We start from the raw sequence: 19371 nt of genomic DNA, 5'->3' as shown, positions 1-19371 counted from the left end.
TGACAACACCAACGAGGGCGAGAGTTTACTGGATGATTTCGAGTTAGCCTTTCTTTTAACTCGTAATCTGACTGTTCTATTTATGGTAATTCTGTTTCTTCGCATTTTCAATTACCTTTATCTATAAAGAAACATTCATAAATCCATTTAAACGTTATTTTATTTACAAATAACGTGAAGGGATACTTTATCTACAAACTAACCGACTACAATAGGTTCACCTCCTCCGCATCGGATAATCCACCTTTTCCAACTCACGCTCGATTAGTTTTTCGATGCGCTTCATCTTATAGTTGTCGTCTTTACTCACAAGTGTGATGGCAACTCCACTGGTTTTTGCGCGAGCGGTTCTTCCTATTCTATGAACATAGTCAGCGGCATCATTCGGTACGTCGTAGTTGACTACCAGGTTGATGTCCTTAATGTCGATACCACGAGAAAGCACATCTGTTGCGACAAGGATTCGTAATTTCTTCGCTCGGAACTTCAATAAGATTCGCTCCCTTTCATCCTGCTCCAACATGGAAGAGATGCCTTTAGCTTCTAATCCTGCTTTCTTGAGGCTTTGCACAATCTCTGAGACTTTCTTCTTTGTAGAAGAAAATATTAGGATACTCTCGAAAGCATCGTACCGACCAATGAGTTTACTGATAAGCTCGCTTTTGTATCCTTCCTCAACTCTATATACCTCCTGACTAATATTTTCGGCAGGCTTAGCCAGCGCCAGCTCAATCTTTTTGGGATCCTTTAAAACCTCTCTTGCCAATTTCTCAATTTTAGGTGCCATGGTAGCACTAAACATGGAGGTCTGGTTCAGATTTGGTAAGAACGTGATGATCTTCTTGATGTCATCATAGAAGTTCATGTCCAGCATGCGATCAGCTTCATCCAGGATGAGATGGGTGACTTTATCAAACTTCACATAACCCAGGTTAAGATGGGATATAAGCTTACCCGGTGTGGCTACTACCACATTGCTTCCCTGAGTCAGTGCTTTCTTTTGCTGTGCAAAATCAGAACCATCGCCACCGCCATAGATAGCAATGGAGTGAACGGGCAGATAATAAGAGAATCCCTCAAATTGCTGATCAATTTGTATGGCAAGCTCACGTGTTGGCACAACCACCAACACCTTCACATCCTCACTGGGATTTTGCGCTAGGTAGTTTAGGGTAGGAATTACAAAGGCGGCTGTCTTTCCTGTTCCTGTTTGTGCGCATGCTATCAGGTCTCTTCCTTCTAAAATAGCCGGGATGGCCTCTTCTTGTATGGGTGTGGCTTCCGAGAAGCCCATGTGATCGATCGCTTCGGTTAACTGATCGTCCAGATTAAAATCATTGAATGTCATTGCGGCAAAGATGCATTAATCCTTGAAATAAAAAGAAGCTGCGAGGCTGATCAAAAATCAGTCTATACAGCTTCTGATAAAATTTATCTAATCCATCCGGCAGATTTGGATTTTTTAGAAAAGAAGACCAAACCAACTCCAAAGCCTAGAATCATAAGTGCCATAGGAATCCCACCGGGTCCGTACGCATCCAGGTTGTCACTAAGAAAAACATTGTGGAACATTTGAATAACAATACCTACCAATGAAATGATAAGGACCGTATGCGCCAGCGATTTCCTGAGGATCAATAGCAAGCTACCAAGTGCTCCACCCCACACGGCTATAGCAAAAGCTGCTGTTACCCATGCCGGGGTTTGATTGAAAATATCCTGCATTGCTGCTTCTAACTGAGCAAACGCGTCATCAGACATAAATGCCTGATCCAGATAGGCTTTCACACCCATTAAATTCCAAAGAAGTGCAAAAACGGCGACTACCCAAAACCAAATAGGTGGCTTTACTGATTGATTTGTCATAATTAATTTAGGTTGGTTATTAGAATAAATATACCTTAAACTCTTCAATACGGTCAGTTCTTTTTACTTTCATCTTATGAAATATCTGCTTGCTGTTAGCTGCGCTATCATTTGTTTTTCTGGATATAGTCAACTCATTAAGCCCGGACAATGGCAAGGGGAGATTCATTACTCCGATGCAAGCATACCTTTTACGTTTGAGGTGGGATATCCCACTGATGAGGTGCCTGAAATTACCTTGATCAACGGAAAAGAGCGGAGAGTGATTAGCAATTCCACTATTGAAGGTGACAGTATTTCCATACCACTGGATCCTTTTGATGTTGAAATTCGCGCAAAGTTTTCTGCCATGGATATGCGTGGAAATTACCTGAAGCATTATCGAAATGCCAGCAGATCATTTTCTGCTGCCTTCGGAAAACCTAGAATGATGAAAAAAAGTGTACGTCCTTCTCCTGTGATTGAAGAACGATGGGCAATCACTTTTTCGCCTTCTTCCTCCGGTATGTCACGTGGTGTCGGGCTATTTAAACAAAAGGGAAATGTAGTGTCAGGCACAATCATGACAGAGGTAAGTGATTATCGATATTTCGAAGGCATTCTTGATGGAGACTCCATTAAGCTATCCTGTTTTGACGGAGCTCATGCTTTTGGTTTCTATGGTAAATGGTCTCCGGATGCGGGATGGGCCGGCATGATGATTTATGATGACGGATATGCTGAACCATGGACGGCTACTTATGATAAGGAAGCGGAATTAAAAGATCCGTTTGAGATGGTAGAGGTTGAGCCCGGTAAGGAGAAACCCTATTATGATCTGCTAGGAGCTGGTGAAGGGAAAGATGCAATAGACCCATTGAAATATGATGGGCAGGTACTCATCATTCAACTATTCGGCACCTGGTGTCCTAATAGCCACGATCAAACCACATATTTGGTGAATTGGTACGAGAAGAACAAGGCTAGAGATGTTGCGATACTGGCCTCTTCGTTTGAAGCAAATTACTCTCAGGAGTATGGGTTAGAACGTTTGGATGATTATAAGGAAATGAATGGTATTCCTTACGACATGGTTTTGGGAGGAAGATTGAGTAAAACAGGAGCTGCAATGCCTTTTCCTTTTATGAAGCGCATTGAAGCCTTCCCTACACTCGTCATTCTAGACAAGCAAGGATATGTAAGGTATGTACACAGCTATTTCAATGGCCCGGCAACAGGTGAATATTATCAGGCATTTGATCGACGTTTTAATGAAATAGTCGATCAGCTACTAGCTGAGTAGCCATTTATTTTTTGACATTTAGGATGTCTGAAGTTCCATTTCGTTCACTATTTCATAATGATCGTCGGTCTTCAAAATAGCAAATTCTGTATCACTTCCATTGGCTGAATTATCATGAATTATCCATTCATTCGTTTCCGCCAGGACACGTCCTTTGCCATAATCACTCTCCACCATGTCACCGATTTTTATCCTCTTCATATCAATCGATTCCAGGTTATTAGGTATTGCAATGTGCTAAAATATTTCCAGAGAACGCTGACAATCAGCTGACTATTTGTAAATATTTATGAATTACTACTCGCTTCTTCGACAAAAGATTCTCCATGTTGGATAACTGAATGTTTCAGAGGTATTGACCCATTCGCCGGCCCAGTTGTATCCGTTTTCGGAAATGTCTGAAAAGGTCAATCGGTAAAATCCATCCATTCCATTTGGAGCTTTTTGCTCACGGTAGAGCACGATATCACCATTTTCATTTTTGTTGCCTTCCCAGCTGGATAGGGTAGGAGTTGGTGTGATTGATGAGTAATAATGTACATACCATTTGGCACTATCTGCGTTGTATTGCCTGATACTTCCGGAATGAGCACCATCTTCCTTCAATGTCTCATCCTGTACGCCCATGCCATTCATGATATACTTAAAAGTCCAGTTCATCATAACAGTATCTGCCCAGTTATTTTGGTCAACTCTGGAGACGGACTTGCATGTACATGTGCCGATTAAGGGGGCAAAGTCAGCCGTTTGCTCCGGTGCTTCAGGGTTCAGTTTTCCGTATGGATTTTCGGCGGTAGGCTGGTATTCATACTGAGCAAATACAGAGCCGGCAACAAATAGTAAAATCAGGTTAAGTGCTTTCATGAGTTTTTGTTTTTTTAAACTAAACTCTTCTGTCATTTTAAAACACTATGTTTTGCAGTAAACACCGCTGGTTTTGCAGTAAGCTAGGCTGAAATATCTCTCATCTTCTCCTTGAGTGATTTATATCCGGTTTTTGAGTATGGCACTTCGGTTTCATTCAAAAGCCTCACTTTCGCTGTTTCATAGTTGATCTGATCAAGATAATCTAAGTTGACAAGTGCTGTGCGGTGGATTCGTATAAAGCGAAATGGTGAAAGCTTATCTTCAAGAGCTTTTAGACTTTGACGAAGGGTGAATGTCGTCTCAGCCGTATGTATTTTGACACAATAATCATCGGATTGAATCCAGATAATGTCTTCCAAGGGTACCGGTTTTAGTTTGTAACCCGTCTTTATGTTTAGGTGGGGGGTTTCATCCTGATGTAATACTTCCTTTAAATCAGAAGTTGTTTTCTTTAGATTCTTTATTTCTACTTCCTGTTTACTAATGGTTTTCAGTTTGGAATGATTGAAAAGTAGAAGGGTAACCATAGAAGAAGCCAGAGCAAATGTCAGGCCTTTCTGGAAGATGAAAAATTCAAAAAACTCCCAGAATTCAATAAAGGGAACTCCCTGAGCAATGATTGAATGTGTGCTAATTAGTGCGATTGAAAAAAGCGCATTAACAAAAATGCAAATGGATATAAGCATCCAGTCTTTATTTGTCGGCGGCTTTTTTTTGAAGTATAGATTCCAAACAATTAATCCAAAAGGAATATTAACTACTATCCAGAAAAACCAGCGAATTAAATGGTTGCCCAAAAGCTCAAGAAAAGAAACATTACCCGTAGGGGAGAGGTCAAATGTTTCCAGGTAGTACTTCTGCTGAAACGCATCGAAAAATATAAGTCCAATGATGAAGGCAATCAATAATATGGAGGTTCTTCTATTCATTGGGTTACATTCCTACCAAAATGAAAGGAGCCCAGTAATAAGGTCTGGCGTATTGTTCAGAATTTAGCAGTGATAGCTTTGCTTCTCTAAGTGCTGAATTATAACCGTGGTGGTCATTATTTAGGTTGTATTTATAAAACTCGATCATCATTTGAGCTGTGGAGGCATCAGCTACCTGCCACAATGAAACAATAATATTATTCGCTCCGGCATACTGCAACGCCCTACTTAGTCCGACGATTCCCTCGCCTTTGGCTACTTTTCCCAATCCAGTTTCACACGCTGAGAGTGTAACTAGATCTGCATTGATATTAAGGTTATAGATTTCGCCAGTATACAAGCTACCATCTTCGTTGTTTCCGGGTTTCAGAAATATTCGTGAAAGCGCAGGCTCTGATTCATTGACAATCCCATGGGTTGCGAAATGGAGGTATCGGTATTTGCCCAGATCCTCACTTTTAAAATTCGATTCACTGGCTTCAGAACCAGTCTGAACTTTTGTTTCACAATTACTGCCCATAAAGAGGTATCTGATCTCATCAATTTCTTTTTCTGATCCGGGCAGGTTAGACATTCTCACCTCATTGTCCTCAAAGCTTATCGGAGCGATCAAAAGAATTTCCGGAAGTATCTGCTCATCATCTGCAACACGCTGTGTGAAAAGCGTTGCAGAATAATCATAAGAAATCTGAAAATCCTCAATGAGGAAATTAGCATTAGTGTAGGAGCTAGTCTCATCTCCAGATGAAACAAATGCTTCAAATGGCAAGGTCCCCAAAATTCCATCAGGCAGGATTATCAACTCTTTGATACTCGATGAAAAATCTGGCATTATTAGGGAGTGCAGCGATCTGGCTGTTGACAGAAAGGTTCGTTCGCTGTTGTACTTGATGGCATTTCGAAGGCCTGTTATCATTTTCTGAAAATCAGCGCCTTTTGGCCTACGTTCTGCTCGAACATCTTTTTTAGTAATTACGAAAATGTACAACTCGTTTTCGCCAATAAAGTAAGATAAGAGAGCAGCACGCTCCGTCAGATGCTCCTGCACTGAAGCCACTGTTGCAATCTGCTGATCGTATTTGAGCTTATAATATTCAGGATATTGAGATTCCAGGTTAGCAATAAATGCTCTGTAGGAATTTTGATATGCAAATAGCAGATCCTTCATCTCTCTGTTGTCAGCATTTTCCTGAAGAGCCAACTGCTGCTCAAGAAAGGAGATCTCATCTTTGAGGCTATCCTCCAATTGGATTTGCTCATCCGGAATGCCAGCAAATTTTTTGGCTTTGGATTCCGTTATTGCTTCCAGCAATACGGATGATTTGCTACGCTCACAAAAGTCAAATGCCGTTTGCAGGTGTTTTTTTCGATTAAAGCTTTGCTCGCTTAAGATGAGAGAAAGCTGAATTCCGCTTTCATACACTTCTTTGGCTATCTGACCGAGTCGTAGTTTATCCTGCTCATTGAGGCGTTTCCTTCGGATAATGGTGATCAGGTCATCACATTTTTGATAGGTCTCTATCGCCCCAACTATATCTCTTACATTCAGCGATTTCTCAAAATGCAATGCACCGAGTGCGATCGCTTTTGCCTGAAGTGTTCTTAAAAGAATGTCTGCATTAAAGTAGTTTTCCAGCTTTGGTAGGTCATAAATTTCGGTGTAAACCTGCTCAGGAAGATTAGCGTAGATCGCTCGCTGATAAAATTCGACAGCTACCTTAAATTCACTTTTAGCCTTATAGATTTCACCAATCAAATAGTAGGTGTTGGCAACATCAGGGTGCTTTTCACCAAACAAGCTAATATACATTTGCAGAGCCTCTTTTTGATTAAGCAGAGCCTTCTCATATTCTTCTTTTAGCAAGTATACCCGACCAATAATCGACTGAATGTATGCCTTATTAGGATGATCGTCCTGGTAGGTAGCGTCATAAATAAGCTTCACATCATTTAGTTGCTCTAAAGCTTCATCATAATTGTTCTGCTCCATGTTAGCAAAAGCTATATTCAGGTTTGCACGAAGTGCTCTTCTGCTGCTGTTGCCAAGTTTTTCCTCATAAATTCCTTTCGCTCTATTGAAATAGATAAGTGCCTGAAGAGGGTCACTATTTAAAAATACCCGGCCCAGATTGTTGTATGAATTGGCCACTTCGATGGATTGCGCACCAAATAGCTTCCTTCGCATGACGAATGCCTGCTCATGATACTGTGCGGCAAGTTGTTTATTTTCATTATTGGTATAGACCAATCCAAGCGCATCCAGGCAGTTGGCTTTGGCTTTTGTGTCTTCTGCTGAAAAAAAACCTTCTCCTTCCAAGAGAACCTCAAGCGCATCGTCATTTCGTCCGAGGTTGAGGTAACTGAGGCCAAGGAGTGTCAGGCATCTGGCTCGAAGATTTTGCTCTTCTTCAACCTCAGTTTCAATAAAATCCAATGTGTTTTCGGCCAAACTTTTTGCATGAAAGGGGTTGCCGGCCTGCAACTGGCAATCAATCATTTTCAGATGCGTGTCTATGTATTGGACAAAAGCTTCATTGGCAAAATATAAATCCCCAGCCTTTTTGAAGAGCACATAAGCGTTATCAAAATCACCATTAGCATATGTTGCTTCTGCTTGTTTTAGTTGAGTTTCCTGAGCAAGAGACTCAATAGAAAATAGTGTAATGAAAAAGAAAAGTAGCTGCTTCATTCCTTAAAATTTGTACACATAACTTATGCTCAATACCTCATCTCGAGTAAGCCCGTCAGGGTTTACATCTCGGTCTACCAGCTTAATTCCCTGAATAATTTTAACACTATTATTAACGTCAAAGTGATAACCAAAGCTTCCTAAAATAGACAAAGCAAGTCCAGTTGTACCTTCTATCTTACCTCTTTCAGTCGTTCCTGGAATGATCGCCTCATCTTTTGTAATTCGGTAAATAGGTAAAGCGCCAAGTGAAAAATTGAAGTTTGTAAACCTCCAGTTTCGTTCTACTCTAAGCATTACATCAATCCCACGTTTCAATTCTATTCCACGATTGTTTTTTTCAAGATACTCCCGATCTGGGTAGTTTGGGAAATCACTCCAAACAAACTGATTATTGTTTTCTGTAAGCGCTATTTGGATGCCTGTTGCCAGTAGCCACTCCCCACTTAGAGCAGAAACGCCCGCAATTGCATCATAAGATCCCAAACTTGTCTGATAATACATATGAAGCGGTGACTCCATTCCACCAGTGTGCTCATTACTGATAGTCGCATTGGCATCATTTGAGGGTAATTTAGCTCCTAAAGTCCCGTTGACATTCCAGTTATTAGTCGCTTTTAGAAGACGAGTGTAACTTAAAGAAATATCACCTAGCCCTGCATTATCACCCAGGTTCCCCGTTATCCACATATAAGGAACTTTGATTTGGAAGGCACTATAATCATTGATTCCAAGATTGAAATCAATGGTAGCAGCACTAATCACAGGAGAGATGATACTGGTTCCTTTGTAATAATTAAGCTCAATAGATCGAAGCTTAATGGCGATTCTTTTACTATAATTCTGATCAGGCTTCATAGCACCCATGGTGCAAAACCCGGCATCACTACAGCCTTGAGCATATGGTTGCGAAACCAAAAGTAAAGAACTAGCAATAAGAATAAGATGACGCAGTTTTAGCATAGCAGTGTGATTAAATTATGCTTATACAATAATAAACAATCATGAACCACTTCACCTATAGGAACTAGACCATAATACGAGTGTCTACTATTTGTAATCGCCTGTCTGACTTTTTTAAAAAAATATTGAAGGATTAAACCTTCTTATTTCATGAATGTCAAAGGAGCAAACAATTTGAAAAACACGAAAAATGAATATCATGAAAAAGTTATTATTTATCCCTGCACTAATCTTTGTCATCATCTTTAGTTCATGTAGTGATGACAGTGAAACCGCCCCTGTTGACCTGGTTGCAGAGCTTGACGCAGATTCAGAGGCAGCTCTTGAAGCTAATTATGAAGATGTAGATCTAATTGCAGAGGCAGGTCTGGCATTTGCCGATGAGTCAGGAAGGGTAGAGCGAGATACGGTTCTTGAATGTGCAGAAATCACGCACGACAAAGAAAATAAAACCTTAACCATTGATTATGGTGATGGATGTGAAATAAGAGGAGGACGTGTGTTGAAAGGAAAAATCATCATTGAATACAATGAAAGAAAATTGGTCCCGGGAGCATTTAGAATCATCACGTTGGAAGACTTCTTTATAGATGAAGTGCAAGTAGAAGGCACTAGAACGCTAACCAATATTTCAGAAAGTCTTGATGACAATCTGACATTTAATATCGTCCTTGAAGACGGAAAGCTAACATTCGAAGATGGTTCAACAGCGACAAGAGATGCGGACCATACTAAGACCTGGATCAGAGCAAATAACCCACTTAATGATGAATTCCATGTAGAAGGTGGCGCCAGCGGATCTAATAGGGAGGACATTCGGTATGAGGTTGAAATTCTGGAGAAATTAGTTTTTAAGAGATCTTGCCGTGCCAGCAGAGTGTTTATTCCGGTCTCTGGTATCAAACAAATCACTTTTGGAGACAATGTAGCTGTAATCAACTTTGGAGATGGTGATTGTGATAATGAAGTAACTATTACAATAAATGGTGAGACAACCACACACACAGTAGAGCCAAGAGGTAAAAGAAACTAGGAGTCAAATAGTTCTTCAGGTAGGTAATTGCCCCATGATTCTTCGGAGGATTGGGGCTTTACTCTTTTAGAGTGAGGATGTAAAGGCGTAAGAGATGATGTTAGCTCCCATTTTTAGCGCTTCTATTCTTACCTCCTGCGGGTCATTATAAATCGATTGATCCTCCCATCCGTTTCCTAAGTCAGACTCATAGGAATAAAAGCAAACAAGACGTCCTTCATAAATAATTCCGTATCCTTTTGGAGGTTTTCCGTCATGTTGGTGGATTTTGGGCAACCCATCATCAAAGTCAAACTTCTGATGATAAATAGGGTGGTCAAAAGGAATCTCGACTAATTCAAGCTCCGGAAATACCTTTTTCATTTCGATTCGCACGAATGGATCAAGGCCATAATTATCATCAATGTGCAGGAAACCACCTGATGTAAGGTAGCTTCTTAGGTTTTCAGCCTGTGCATTGTTGAAAACCACATTGCCATGCCCTGTCATATAAATATACGGGTAGAGAAAGAGATCAGGACTGCCTACTTCCACTACATCTTCAGAAACAGCCAGGTTTGTATTGATCTGTTGGTTACAAAACTCAATCAAATTTGGGAGTGCTGTTTTATTCGCATACCAGTCACCTCCACCATCATATTTAAGCTTGCCTATTTTGACAGGCTGTGCAAAAGATGATACTGACGCGACTACAAAAAGAACCCAGAGATTTCTCATAGATCAATTATACTCATCCTGAATCAAATAGTTATTCAAATAACTCTTTTAGTGGTTGCCCATTCGACATGCTTGGTAGTGAAATATCTAATAGCATAGACAGAGTCGGAGCAATATCAGTGATAGAAACTGGTCGTACGGTTTTTCCTGGCTTTATTCCCTTACCGAAGAAGATGATTGGGATGTGCGTGTCGTATGTATAAGGCGAGCGATGATCTGTCCCTTGCCGTCCCCATGAATCATTAAGATCACTTGGAGTTAAGACGTAAAGGATGTCACCTGAACGTTTATTTTCATATCCATTCTGCAGTTTGATGAGTAAAGGATCGGTAAACATTCGTTTGGCAACAAGGTTAGCATCGAAGGCTTCATACACATAGTCTTCACCCATCAGAATTTCAATGGTTTTTTGCTTGACTTCATCCGTATTTGCACCTTTCTCCGAAATGAGCTCATGATTCAAATAAATCTGTTCATTTATAATTGAACTGATCCACTTCCCTTCACCAAACACCTCACCAAGACCATCATTTAGCAGACTCTTAATAAAACCATTATTATGATAGCCTCCAGGCATTTTGTTTTTATACATATAGGATGGGACATCAGTAGCTCCATGATCTGCAGAAAGGAATACGACATACTCGTTTTTACCGATTGTATCGTCAAGAAAACTTAGAAATTCGCTTAACTCCCTGTCCAATCGCAGATATGTATCCTGTACCTCCACGGATCGGGGACCAAATCTATGACCAATGTCGTCGGTAGCGGAAAAGCTCATGGTTAAAAAATCCGGAATAGAGTCAAGTCCCATTTCTTCTTCTACCACCGCCTTCATTGAAAACTCTTTGATTAAAGTATTGGTGAAAGGAGTGTATTTAAGCAATGAAAGATCTTTTTTGTGTTTGGGAAGATCGTGAGGAAAGGAAACGCCCAGTCCTTTTCTCAGCTCCTGCTCATAAGGATTCTCATCCTCAATGCTTTCATTATATACTTCTTCATCTCTAAACAGTTCCCATTTATTGGACAGGAATGCACTGGGTCTATTTTCCTTATTAAAGGCATCTACCCAAGAGGGCAATTCATCTCTGTAATATGTGCTAGTAATCATATTACCACTTTGAAGGTCATACCAATATGCTCCCGTTGGGTTATGCCCTGCGGGAAGTGCTGCTCCACGATCTTTTAGCGAAACTCCAATCACCTTTGAAGTGAAGTTATAGTAGAGTCTGAGCTCATCAGTGATGGTTGTTGCTTTTAGGTTTCTTGATGAAACCGCTCCATTTGAAACGCCTCCAACTACTGAGGAAGCAGTGTCTTCTACGCAGTTAAATCGTCGGTTGATGGAGGGCACGAACCAATCATTTCCAATAATACCATGCCTTGCTGGAGTTGTACCAGTGAAAATAGATGCATGACCCGGGCCGGTTTTGGTAGGCATGTAGTTGTAGTGAGCATTTCGGTATAAAAATCCTTCTTCTATAAGTCGTTTAAATCCACCATCTTCAAAATCTGAATAATATCGGGATATATAGTCGTATCTCATCTGATCAACTACAATCCCTACAACTAGCTTCGGTTTTTCTTGAGAGAATCCCCGAAAAAATAGCATTAGGAGTAGCGTGAAAAAGAATTTCTTCATGTTTGGAGGTTTAGATATGGCGAAGGTATAAATCCAAAATTATTCCATAGTTAATAAATCCTGCATATCTATGAATTTTCGATAAAGGAGTACACCTTCAGTATCACCTTAAGCCTGTAATTTTGCGGCCATGCAAGATAAAATCCTGATCCTTGATTTTGGCTCACAATATACACAGCTCATTGCTCGCAGGGTTCGTGAATTAAACGTATACTGTGAAATTCATCCTTTCAGTAAGTTCGAGATAACCCCGGATGTAAAAGGAGTTATCCTTTCCGGTGGTCCTTGCTCAGTACTGGATGAAGGAAGCCCGGATATGGACATGGAAGAGCTTGGTGAATTGCCCGTGCTGGGAATCTGCTACGGCGCACAGCTGTTGGTCAAGAAAAACGGCGGGACAGTAGCAAAATCCAACCATAGAGAATACGGGCGTGCCAATCTTAAGACTGTCGACTCACATTTTGACCTATTAAAGGAGATAGAGATAGGAAGCCAGGTGTGGATGTCACATGGAGATACCATCACAAACCTTCCAGATAAATTCCAGCTAATATCTGCTACTGAATCGATTCCGGTAGCAGCCTATAAAATAGAAGGTAAACCCGTTTATGGTATTCAATTTCACCCTGAAGTAACTCACACCACTCAGGGCAAAATTGTACTTAGAAATTTTGTGGTTCATATATGCGGAGCATCGCAGGATTGGACACCTGATATTTTTGTTGAAGAGACGGTCGCTAATCTGAAAAAGCAGCTGGGGGATGATAAAGTTGTTTTGGGACTTTCCGGGGGAGTGGACTCATCAGTAGCTGCCATGTTAATTCATCAGGCTATTGGGAAAAACCTTTACTGCATTTTCGTTGATAATGGATTGCTAAGAAAAGATGAATTTGAAGGAGTGCTTAAATCTTATGAAGGATTAGGGCTCAACGTAAAAGGTGTTGACGCAAAATCAAGGTTTTATGATGAGCTTAAAGGAGCGAGTGATCCAGAGAAGAAGCGAAAGATCATCGGGCGAGTATTTATTGAGGTGTTTGACGAAGAAGCCAAAAGTATCAAAGACGTAAAGTGGCTCGGACAAGGAACCATCTACCCGGATGTTATCGAATCTGTTTCTGTCAATGGACCTTCTGTCACCATTAAATCACATCATAATGTAGGTGGTCTACCAGCCAAAATGAATCTAAAAGTGGTGGAACCTCTCAACACATTATTCAAGGATGAAGTAAGAAATGTAGGTAGAAGTCTGGAAATTCCTGATTTTATTTTAGGAAGACATCCATTTCCGGGACCAGGCCTTGGTATTAGAATTCTAAGTGATATTACCCCTGAAAAAGTACGAATCCTGCAGGATGTTGACGCTATTTTTATTAATGGATTAAAGGAAGAAGGGCTTTATGACGAGGTGTGGCAAGCCGGAGCAATGTTGCTTCCTGTTCAGTCGGTAGGAGTAATGGGAGATGAGCGAACATACGAAAATGTGGTAGCCTTGAGAGCTGTTGCCAGCCTGGATGGAATGACTGCCGATTGGGTGCACTTGCCTTATGAATTTCTTGGAAGAATATCGAATAAAATCATCAACCAGGTTAAAGGAGTCAATCGGGTGGTTTATGATATTAGTTCCAAGCCACCTGCCACGATCGAGTGGGAATAATCATTAGCTTTGAAAAAAAGAATCAGCCGTGAGATTAACACTATTTAGTCTACTCATCAGTTATTTTTTATTAGGGTATTCCCAGTCAAGTCAAGGGGAGTATCTTGAGGCCAAGCGTCAATTTTCACTGGGTAACTACAAAGTAGCCAAGCAGTCTTTTCAGTCGCTCAGCAATGATGATACATTTGGTGAGTATGCCTCCTTTTACTATGCGCTTTCCGCTCTAAAGCTAGAGGAACTTAAAGTTGCTGAAGACATGTGGAAGCAGATCAGGGTTAGGTATCCTGACTGGGAAAACCAACCTGAAGTTAATTTCTGGCTTACATATGTGGCCTTTCAGCAAGGAAGACTATGGCAAGCATTTAGAGAAGCAGAATCTTTACCGGAAGATGATAAAAATTTCATTATCGACCAGTTCTTAGGACAGATGTCTGTTTCGGGATTAGACTCAGCATATGCGCTTAATCCTAAAAATGCATATATAGCGAAATACTATGCGGAGGCTATTAAGGCCCTGCCATATGAAGAACGGGATTATTTCATGCTCACTGAACTTGCTGAGAAGCATAATATTGAGATTGGTTCCGATGAAAATTTGCCAATTATTAAGAAAGATGAATATGCTGTTGCTGTTGTCTTACCATTCATGTTTGAATCCCTCGAAACACCACAATCGGTGATAAGAAACTCGATTATTTTCGACTTGTATCAGGGTATGCAGTTAGCCGAGAAAGAGCTGAGAAATGTTAACATCAACCTAAACCTATTTCCCTTTGATACGCAGAAAAAGGGGGCTGTTACTTATGATTTGATAAAGAATAAACACCTGGATAAGGCGGATGTTATTGTTGGGCCATTGTATTCCGGCCCCTCAAGGTATATCAGCAAATTTTCAAAAGAAAACAAGGTAACTATGGTCAACCCTGTTTCATCCAATGATGAGATCATAGGTGATAATCCGTATTCTTATCTTTTCAAACCATCTTATAGCACACAGGGTAGAGAGGCCGCAAAGTTTGCCGCAAGGAAGTTTGAAGACAATAAGAAGCTTTTCATTTTTTATGAAACAGATCGGGATAGTATCGTAGCAAATGCCTATCGTGAGACGATTGAGCGAGACAGCTTTTTTGTGGTAAGGTTTGAACGACTGACGAATGAGGATGCTCAGCAAATCCAAAAAGATTTCACAGAACAGTATGAGGTGCGATTAGATACGATGTATTCTCAAGCTGAGATTGATTCAATTGCTGAGATTCCTGGCAGGCTGGTAAGAACGAGAAGTTTAAGGAATGAGGTGTCTGGCCGAATTATTCGAGATTCAAATGGTGAAGATGTTATTGAGTCATATGAAGTGAAGTTTAAGGTGCAGCCGGATAGTATTGGTCATATTTTCGCAGCAACTTCAAGTAATCTGCTTGCCAATAACTTCATAAGCATGGCTGAAGTGAGAAGTGATAGTATCGGGATCATCGGCTATGATGATTGGCTTGATTTTTCCTTAGTTGCCTACGATCAGTTGGAACGACTACAGGTTGATTTCTTAAGTCCATCATTCTACAATGAAGAAGACATTGATTTTGAAATAGTATCAGACAAGTTTGTAGATAGTATTGGGACAGCTCCTTCTGAGTACCATATCTACGGTTATGAATTGATTTGGCATATTGGACAGGCACTAAAAAAGCACGGAAAGTATTTTCAGCGAGGATGGATAAGTGGAGAATATCTGTCAGGGAATATCATGGAAGGCCTAAAGTATGGGCCTTATAAAGACAATCAGGTTGTACCAATCACTACATTGAAAGATTTGCAGTTGCAAATCAATAACGCAAAACAAGAAGTTGAAGGATCAGATGAATATAGCGACAAGTAAAGAACTTTTTGAGCGAGCACAAGACTATATACCGGGTGGAGTAAACTCACCGGTTCGGGCTTTTAAAGCGGTGGGGGGTGACCCCATTTTTTTTGCAAAAGCCGAAGGTGCATACATGTATGATGAGGATGGAAACGCCTATCTGGATTTGATCAATAGCTGGGGCCCTATGATCCTTGGGCATGCTAATAAACAAGTAGAAGAAGCAATTTTCAAAGCAGTGATTGGTTCCCCATCCTTTGGAGCTCCAAGTCGAATGGAAGTTGAACTAGCCGAATTGATCACTGAGATGGTTCCTTCCATTGAGAAGGTGCGGATGGTAAACTCGGGCACTGAGGCTACCATGTCTGCAATTCGTTTAGCGCGCGGATTTACTAAGCGTGATAAAGTCTTAAAATTTGAAGGATGTTACCACGGCCATGGTGACTCATTCTTGATTGCCGCCGGTAGTGGAGCAGCTACCATGGGTATACCTAATAGCCCTGGAGTGACAGAGGGAACAGCTAAGGATACACTTCTGGCACCTTTCAATGATCTTGAAAAGGTAAAAGAAGTAACGGCATCAAATAAAGGTGAAATAGCTGCTATCATCATAGAGCCTGTACCTGGAAATATGGGGTGTGTGTTGCCAAATTCAGGATTTTTAGAAGGATTGCGATCGCTATGCGACGAAGAAGGGATCGTGTTGATATTTGATGAGGTAATGTCCGGATTTCGTCTTGCCAAAGGAGGAGCTCAGGAAGTCTATGGAATTAAGCCAGATTTAACCACACTGGGGAAAATTATCGGTGGAGGAATGCCGGTGGGGGCTTATGGTGGTAGGAAAGACATCATGGATTTTGTATCTCCACAAGGACCTGTTTATCAAGCTGGGACATTATCGGGAAACCCGGTAGCAATGGCTGCAGGTTATGCGCAGCTCAGCTACCTTAATGAGAACCCTGAGGTTTATACTGATCTGGAAAAAACAACAAAGCAGATACTGGAAGGTTATCAGAAAGTGCTGAAAAAGCACAAGCTAAACTACACTATGAACCAGATTGGGAGTATGATCAGTTTATTTTTCACTGATCAAAAAGTATTTGACTTTGAAACTGCAAAATCATGTGATACTGAGCTTTTTGGTAAATATTTTAGGTTTAATCTTGAAAATGGCGTTTACCTGCCACCATCACAATTTGAAACCTGGTTTATTTCAACCTGTATTGGTGGTGAAGAAGTGCAGAAAATCATTCAAACGTTTGATCAATTTCTAAAACAAAGCCAGGGATAGTAATACGCCTAGCAGGAGCGTGATTCCCAGGAGTATCGCATAGATCAAACCGATCATAAAAAGCTTAAGGATACACCAAATCGTTTTTTGCTGATAGACACGTTTGAAGCTTATGACGATGTAGATAATGGTTATAAGGGAAGCAATACTTCCTACCGAATCTTTCAAAGGAGTGTAGAACAAAGCAATAACCCATATCCATCCTAAGACGAAGAAAAAGAAAGAGTGTAAGTGAAGGGAGTGGATCAAATGTTTAATATAGAGCCCCTTACGCCAAAAGAATAGTTTAAGTAAAAAGGCGTAAATGGGGAGAATAAAGAATATGATTATAGGGATTTGGCGTAAGATGTAAGCGTTTAATGAAGCAGTTGTCTCTCTGGATATCCTGATTGATTTCTTCGTAGCAAATTCACTTATCCATGACCGCTCCAACTTCAATGTGTCATAAATTTTTTCATCAGGCAAACTGGAATGGTTTATCAGATGATTGACTAGCTTCTGTTGCTCGTTTGAAAAAGGCCATGAATCTGTCGTGTCAGTTATATTATATAGGCTGTCAAACTCTGCTTCAGATAACTCCAGGTCTTCACCAATAAAAGTTCGTTGCTGCTTATCCTTGATTGTAGGCTCAAATACTTTGGAGAGGAAGAAAAAATGGAAAATACTGATAACCAGGTACCAGCGAATGGGATTGGCATAGAGTACTCTTCTACCTTGATTAAAAGCATTGGTTAAGTCCCCGGGTCTAATTAGAAAAGGTTTAAAACTCCTTCCAAACCGCGAATCCAATGAAAAGAAATTAGAGGTAAACTCCCTGAGTAAAAGCCCAATACTCACATGGTTGTCAGTGTTTTCCTGACCGCAGTTAGGGCAATAATTATGTTTTTGTTGAAGTAGCTCACCGCAATTGAGGCAAGCTTTATGTTTCCTTCTCTTTTTCACCGGGTTTAAACTTGTTGAGTAAAAATGCTATGCCCCACATGCCCAAAGCGACTAAACTATAAATTAATTGGTTGGTTTCAGTTCGTAATGAGAAGAAAAGAAAAGCGAACGCCAATATGGTGAATGTCCAGATAAGGGTTGGGAATAGCTTCATGTCCACAAATGTAACCACAAAGGACGCAGAGAATAACTCAGAAAGCTCAATGTTATTTCTCAGATTTTTCTGTGATTAAAGACTTAAGCCTCCTTCACTTTTAAACTAGTACCTTCATCTGAGACAACAACAATTTCCACTCCTTCATCGATGAAATTACCCCTGGTAAATGCATCATAGATTTCACCTTCTATTTCAATGCGCCCACTAGGTCTGAGGCGGGTAAATGTCTTTCCCTTCTTACCCACAAGTGATTTTGATTTGTAAAAGGTAGAAGTATATCCTTCATCTTTGTTTTGTACTTCTTGTAAAGCAATACGTTTGAAAACATTACTATTGAGAAGTCTTGCACCTCCAAAAAACATAACTACTATGGCGCCCAACATACCTGCAATAACTGTAGTAACAGAGATAAAAATTTGCTCTTCGCCAACGAAAGAAAAATCGAATACATCATTGTTTAACATTACTAAGACCAAAGACCCAATTGTGCATATCAATCCTGCGATTCCCGCGATTCCAAATCCTGGGATAACAAAAACCTCCATCGCGATAAGAATGACACCAACTCCAAACAGGATAATTTCCCAATTTTCTGCGAGCCCATTCAGGTAGTTTGGTACGAAGTAGAGGATGACTGCTATAAGAGAGGCCAATATTGGAAATCCAACACCGGGCGTCTGTAGCTCAAAATAAATCCCACCTATGATAATCAGGATTAGGATGCCACTAACAAACGGGTTGAGAAAAAGGGATATAATTTTTTCTGTTGCCCCAAGATTAAATTCTTCCAGCTCATATTCATTCACACCCACTCGACTCATGATGTCATCAATGCTGCTGACTTCTGCTTCACAGAAGCCGAATTTGATAGCTTCAGAAGTAGAAAGTGTGAGGATTTTGCCCTCTGAAGCTATGCTATCCAGCTCAATATCCTCATCCACCATTGCTTCGGCCATTCGGGGGTCTCGACCTTTAGCTTCTGCAGTAGATCGCATAATAGATCTCATATATGACTGGTATTTGTCCGGAGCAGCAGCTCCGTCTTGAGTTACTACAGTCGCAGCGCCAATACTTGACCCTTTCGCCATGTAGATACTATCACATGCTATCGAAATCAGCGCGCCGGCAGAGGCGGCATCTTTATTGATAAAAGCAAAAATGGGTCGTTCATAATTCAGTATTCGGGTACGAATATCGTCGGCATCATTGAGGGCGCCTCCATACGTGTCCAATTCAAGTATTACATAATCAGCACCAATTTCCTCTGCTCTTTCTAGGCCAAGCTCTGAATAGCGGTTTGTTCTTGGATCAATGACATCATTAATTTTCAGGTGAAGAACCGTGGGTTTTTCATTGTCCTGTGCCATTAAAATGGATGAAAAGAGCAATGCAAGTAGTGCAAATAGTTTTCTCATAATAGATACATAAATCCATACAAAAGCTTCAACTTTGAAACTGAAGAACGGAGGTTAAAGTTATCCTAA

At 40.6% G+C, this 19371-nt stretch carries 17 protein-coding genes; 5 read left to right on the top strand and 12 right to left on the bottom strand.

From position 1 onward, the window contains the following. Nucleotides 1-217: 217 nt before the first annotated feature. The gene (locus tag CHB71_RS17850; protein ID WP_089358328.1) at nt 218-1348 is read right to left on the bottom strand and encodes a DEAD/DEAH box helicase; all 1131 of its coding nucleotides are present in this window, start codon (nt 1346-1348) and stop codon (nt 218-220) included. Between the two features lie 83 nt (nt 1349-1431). Further along, nucleotides 1432-1866, bottom strand: coding sequence for a hypothetical protein (locus tag CHB71_RS17845; RefSeq protein ID WP_089358327.1), 435 nt, complete (start codon nt 1864-1866; stop codon nt 1432-1434). Between the two features lie 76 nt (nt 1867-1942). Between CHB71_RS17845 and CHB71_RS17840 the strand changes: the two genes are divergently transcribed. Then, complete coding sequence (locus CHB71_RS17840) at nt 1943-3148, top strand: TlpA disulfide reductase family protein (RefSeq protein WP_089358326.1); 1206 nt, start codon at nt 1943-1945, stop codon at nt 3146-3148. 18 nt (nt 3149-3166) lie between these two features. Here CHB71_RS17840 and CHB71_RS17835 read toward each other — a convergent pair whose 3' ends face one another. From CHB71_RS17835 to CHB71_RS17815, 5 genes are all read right to left on the bottom strand, one after another. Then, nucleotides 3167-3349, bottom strand: coding sequence for a hypothetical protein (locus CHB71_RS17835; protein ID WP_089358325.1), 183 nt, complete (start codon nt 3347-3349; stop codon nt 3167-3169). Between the two features lie 96 nt (nt 3350-3445). Further along, complete coding sequence (locus CHB71_RS17830) at nt 3446-4012, bottom strand: hypothetical protein (RefSeq protein WP_089358391.1); 567 nt, start codon at nt 4010-4012, stop codon at nt 3446-3448. A gap of 83 nt (nt 4013-4095) precedes the next feature. Further along, nucleotides 4096-4944: a LytR/AlgR family response regulator transcription factor gene (locus CHB71_RS17825; protein ID WP_089358324.1), complete on the bottom strand. Its 849-nt coding sequence runs from the start codon at nt 4942-4944 to the stop codon at nt 4096-4098. A 4-nt stretch (nt 4945-4948) separates the two neighbouring features. Then, nucleotides 4949-7633 (bottom strand): CHAT domain-containing protein, encoded by a 2685-nt coding sequence (locus CHB71_RS17820; protein WP_089358323.1) that lies wholly within the window; start codon nt 7631-7633, stop codon nt 4949-4951. Between the two features lie 3 nt (nt 7634-7636). Then, nucleotides 7637-8596: a hypothetical protein gene (locus tag CHB71_RS17815; protein WP_144017485.1), complete on the bottom strand. Its 960-nt coding sequence runs from the start codon at nt 8594-8596 to the stop codon at nt 7637-7639. 199 nt (nt 8597-8795) lie between these two features. Between CHB71_RS17815 and CHB71_RS17810 the strand changes: the two genes are divergently transcribed. Next, nucleotides 8796-9629 (top strand): hypothetical protein, encoded by an 834-nt coding sequence (locus CHB71_RS17810; RefSeq protein ID WP_144017484.1) that lies wholly within the window; start codon nt 8796-8798, stop codon nt 9627-9629. Between the two features lie 66 nt (nt 9630-9695). Here the strand turns inward: CHB71_RS17810 and CHB71_RS17805 are convergent, their stop codons facing one another. After that, on the bottom strand, nt 9696-10346 hold the full coding sequence (locus CHB71_RS17805; protein WP_089358320.1) for a DUF4159 domain-containing protein: 651 nt from the start codon (nt 10344-10346) through the stop codon (nt 9696-9698). Between the two features lie 31 nt (nt 10347-10377). Next, on the bottom strand, nt 10378-11988 hold the full coding sequence (gene pafA / locus CHB71_RS17800) for an alkaline phosphatase PafA (RefSeq protein ID WP_089358319.1): 1611 nt from the start codon (nt 11986-11988) through the stop codon (nt 10378-10380). Between the two features lie 130 nt (nt 11989-12118). Here pafA and guaA point away from each other — a divergent pair, with 130 nt between their 5' ends. From guaA to hemL, 3 genes are read left to right on the top strand one after another with little or no spacing between them, the layout of a single operon-like run. Further along, nucleotides 12119-13642 (top strand): glutamine-hydrolyzing GMP synthase, encoded by a 1524-nt coding sequence (gene guaA, locus CHB71_RS17795; protein ID WP_089358318.1) that lies wholly within the window; start codon nt 12119-12121, stop codon nt 13640-13642. Nucleotides 13643-13670: 28 nt separating this feature from the next. Further along, nucleotides 13671-15515 carry a type 1 periplasmic-binding domain-containing protein gene (locus CHB71_RS17790; protein WP_089358317.1) on the top strand — a complete coding sequence of 615 codons (1845 nt, stop codon included), beginning with the start codon at nt 13671-13673 and terminating at the stop codon, nt 15513-15515. Next, nucleotides 15496-16788: a glutamate-1-semialdehyde 2,1-aminomutase gene (hemL, locus tag CHB71_RS17785; RefSeq protein ID WP_089358390.1), complete on the top strand. Its 1293-nt coding sequence runs from the start codon at nt 15496-15498 to the stop codon at nt 16786-16788. The genes CHB71_RS17790 and hemL overlap by 20 nt, the downstream gene beginning before the upstream one ends. On the opposite strand, the gene CHB71_RS17780 is transcribed toward hemL, so the two are convergent. From CHB71_RS17780 to CHB71_RS17775, 3 genes are all read right to left on the bottom strand, one after another. Beyond that, nucleotides 16768-17730 carry a DUF3667 domain-containing protein gene (locus tag CHB71_RS17780; protein WP_089358316.1) on the bottom strand — a complete coding sequence of 321 codons (963 nt, stop codon included), beginning with the start codon at nt 17728-17730 and terminating at the stop codon, nt 16768-16770. The two genes, hemL and CHB71_RS17780, sit on opposite strands and share 21 nt — an antisense overlap. Next, nucleotides 17708-17884, bottom strand: a complete 177-nt coding sequence (locus CHB71_RS18895; RefSeq protein ID WP_179213466.1) for a hypothetical protein — start codon at nt 17882-17884, stop codon at nt 17708-17710. The genes CHB71_RS17780 and CHB71_RS18895 overlap by 23 nt, the downstream gene beginning before the upstream one ends. An 83-nt stretch (nt 17885-17967) precedes the next feature. Next, nucleotides 17968-19302, bottom strand: a complete 1335-nt coding sequence (locus tag CHB71_RS17775) for an NfeD family protein (protein ID WP_089358315.1) — start codon at nt 19300-19302, stop codon at nt 17968-17970. Nucleotides 19303-19371: the final 69 nt, after the last annotated feature.

It is taken from the genome of Ekhidna lutea, from assembly GCF_900188325.1.
Lineage (GTDB): Bacteria > Bacteroidota > Bacteroidia > Cytophagales > Cyclobacteriaceae > Ekhidna > Ekhidna lutea.
This window is presented reverse-complemented; position numbering and strand designations above follow the sequence as displayed.

What these genes read in the sequence shown, in the direction of transcription:
- CHB71_RS17850 (WP_089358328.1), bottom strand. Translation starts at nt 1,348, where the DNA reads ATGACATTCAATGATTTTAATCTGGACGATCAGTTAACCGAAGCGATC.
- CHB71_RS17845 (WP_089358327.1), bottom strand. Translation starts at nt 1,866, where the DNA reads ATGACAAATCAATCAGTAAAGCCACCTATTTGGTTTTGGGTAGTCGCC.
- CHB71_RS17840 (WP_089358326.1), top strand. Translation starts at nt 1,943, where the DNA reads ATGAAATATCTGCTTGCTGTTAGCTGCGCTATCATTTGTTTTTCTGGA.
- CHB71_RS17835 (WP_089358325.1), bottom strand. Translation starts at nt 3,349, where the DNA reads ATGAAGAGGATAAAAATCGGTGACATGGTGGAGAGTGATTATGGCAAA.
- CHB71_RS17830 (WP_089358391.1), bottom strand. Translation starts at nt 4,012, where the DNA reads ATGAAAGCACTTAACCTGATTTTACTATTTGTTGCCGGCTCTGTATTT.
- CHB71_RS17825 (WP_089358324.1), bottom strand. Translation starts at nt 4,944, where the DNA reads ATGAATAGAAGAACCTCCATATTATTGATTGCCTTCATCATTGGACTT.
- CHB71_RS17820 (WP_089358323.1), bottom strand. Translation starts at nt 7,633, where the DNA reads ATGAAGCAGCTACTTTTCTTTTTCATTACACTATTTTCTATTGAGTCT.
- CHB71_RS17815 (WP_144017485.1), bottom strand. Translation starts at nt 8,596, where the DNA reads ATGCTAAAACTGCGTCATCTTATTCTTATTGCTAGTTCTTTACTTTTG.
- CHB71_RS17810 (WP_144017484.1), top strand. Translation starts at nt 8,796, where the DNA reads ATGAAAAAGTTATTATTTATCCCTGCACTAATCTTTGTCATCATCTTT.
- CHB71_RS17805 (WP_089358320.1), bottom strand. Translation starts at nt 10,346, where the DNA reads ATGAGAAATCTCTGGGTTCTTTTTGTAGTCGCGTCAGTATCATCTTTT.
- pafA (WP_089358319.1), bottom strand. Translation starts at nt 11,988, where the DNA reads ATGAAGAAATTCTTTTTCACGCTACTCCTAATGCTATTTTTTCGGGGA.
- guaA (WP_089358318.1), top strand. Translation starts at nt 12,119, where the DNA reads ATGCAAGATAAAATCCTGATCCTTGATTTTGGCTCACAATATACACAG.
- hemL (WP_089358390.1), top strand. Translation starts at nt 15,496, where the DNA reads ATGAATATAGCGACAAGTAAAGAACTTTTTGAGCGAGCACAAGACTAT.
- CHB71_RS18895 (WP_179213466.1), bottom strand. Translation starts at nt 17,884, where the DNA reads ATGAAGCTATTCCCAACCCTTATCTGGACATTCACCATATTGGCGTTC.
- CHB71_RS17775 (WP_089358315.1), bottom strand. Translation starts at nt 19,302, where the DNA reads ATGAGAAAACTATTTGCACTACTTGCATTGCTCTTTTCATCCATTTTA.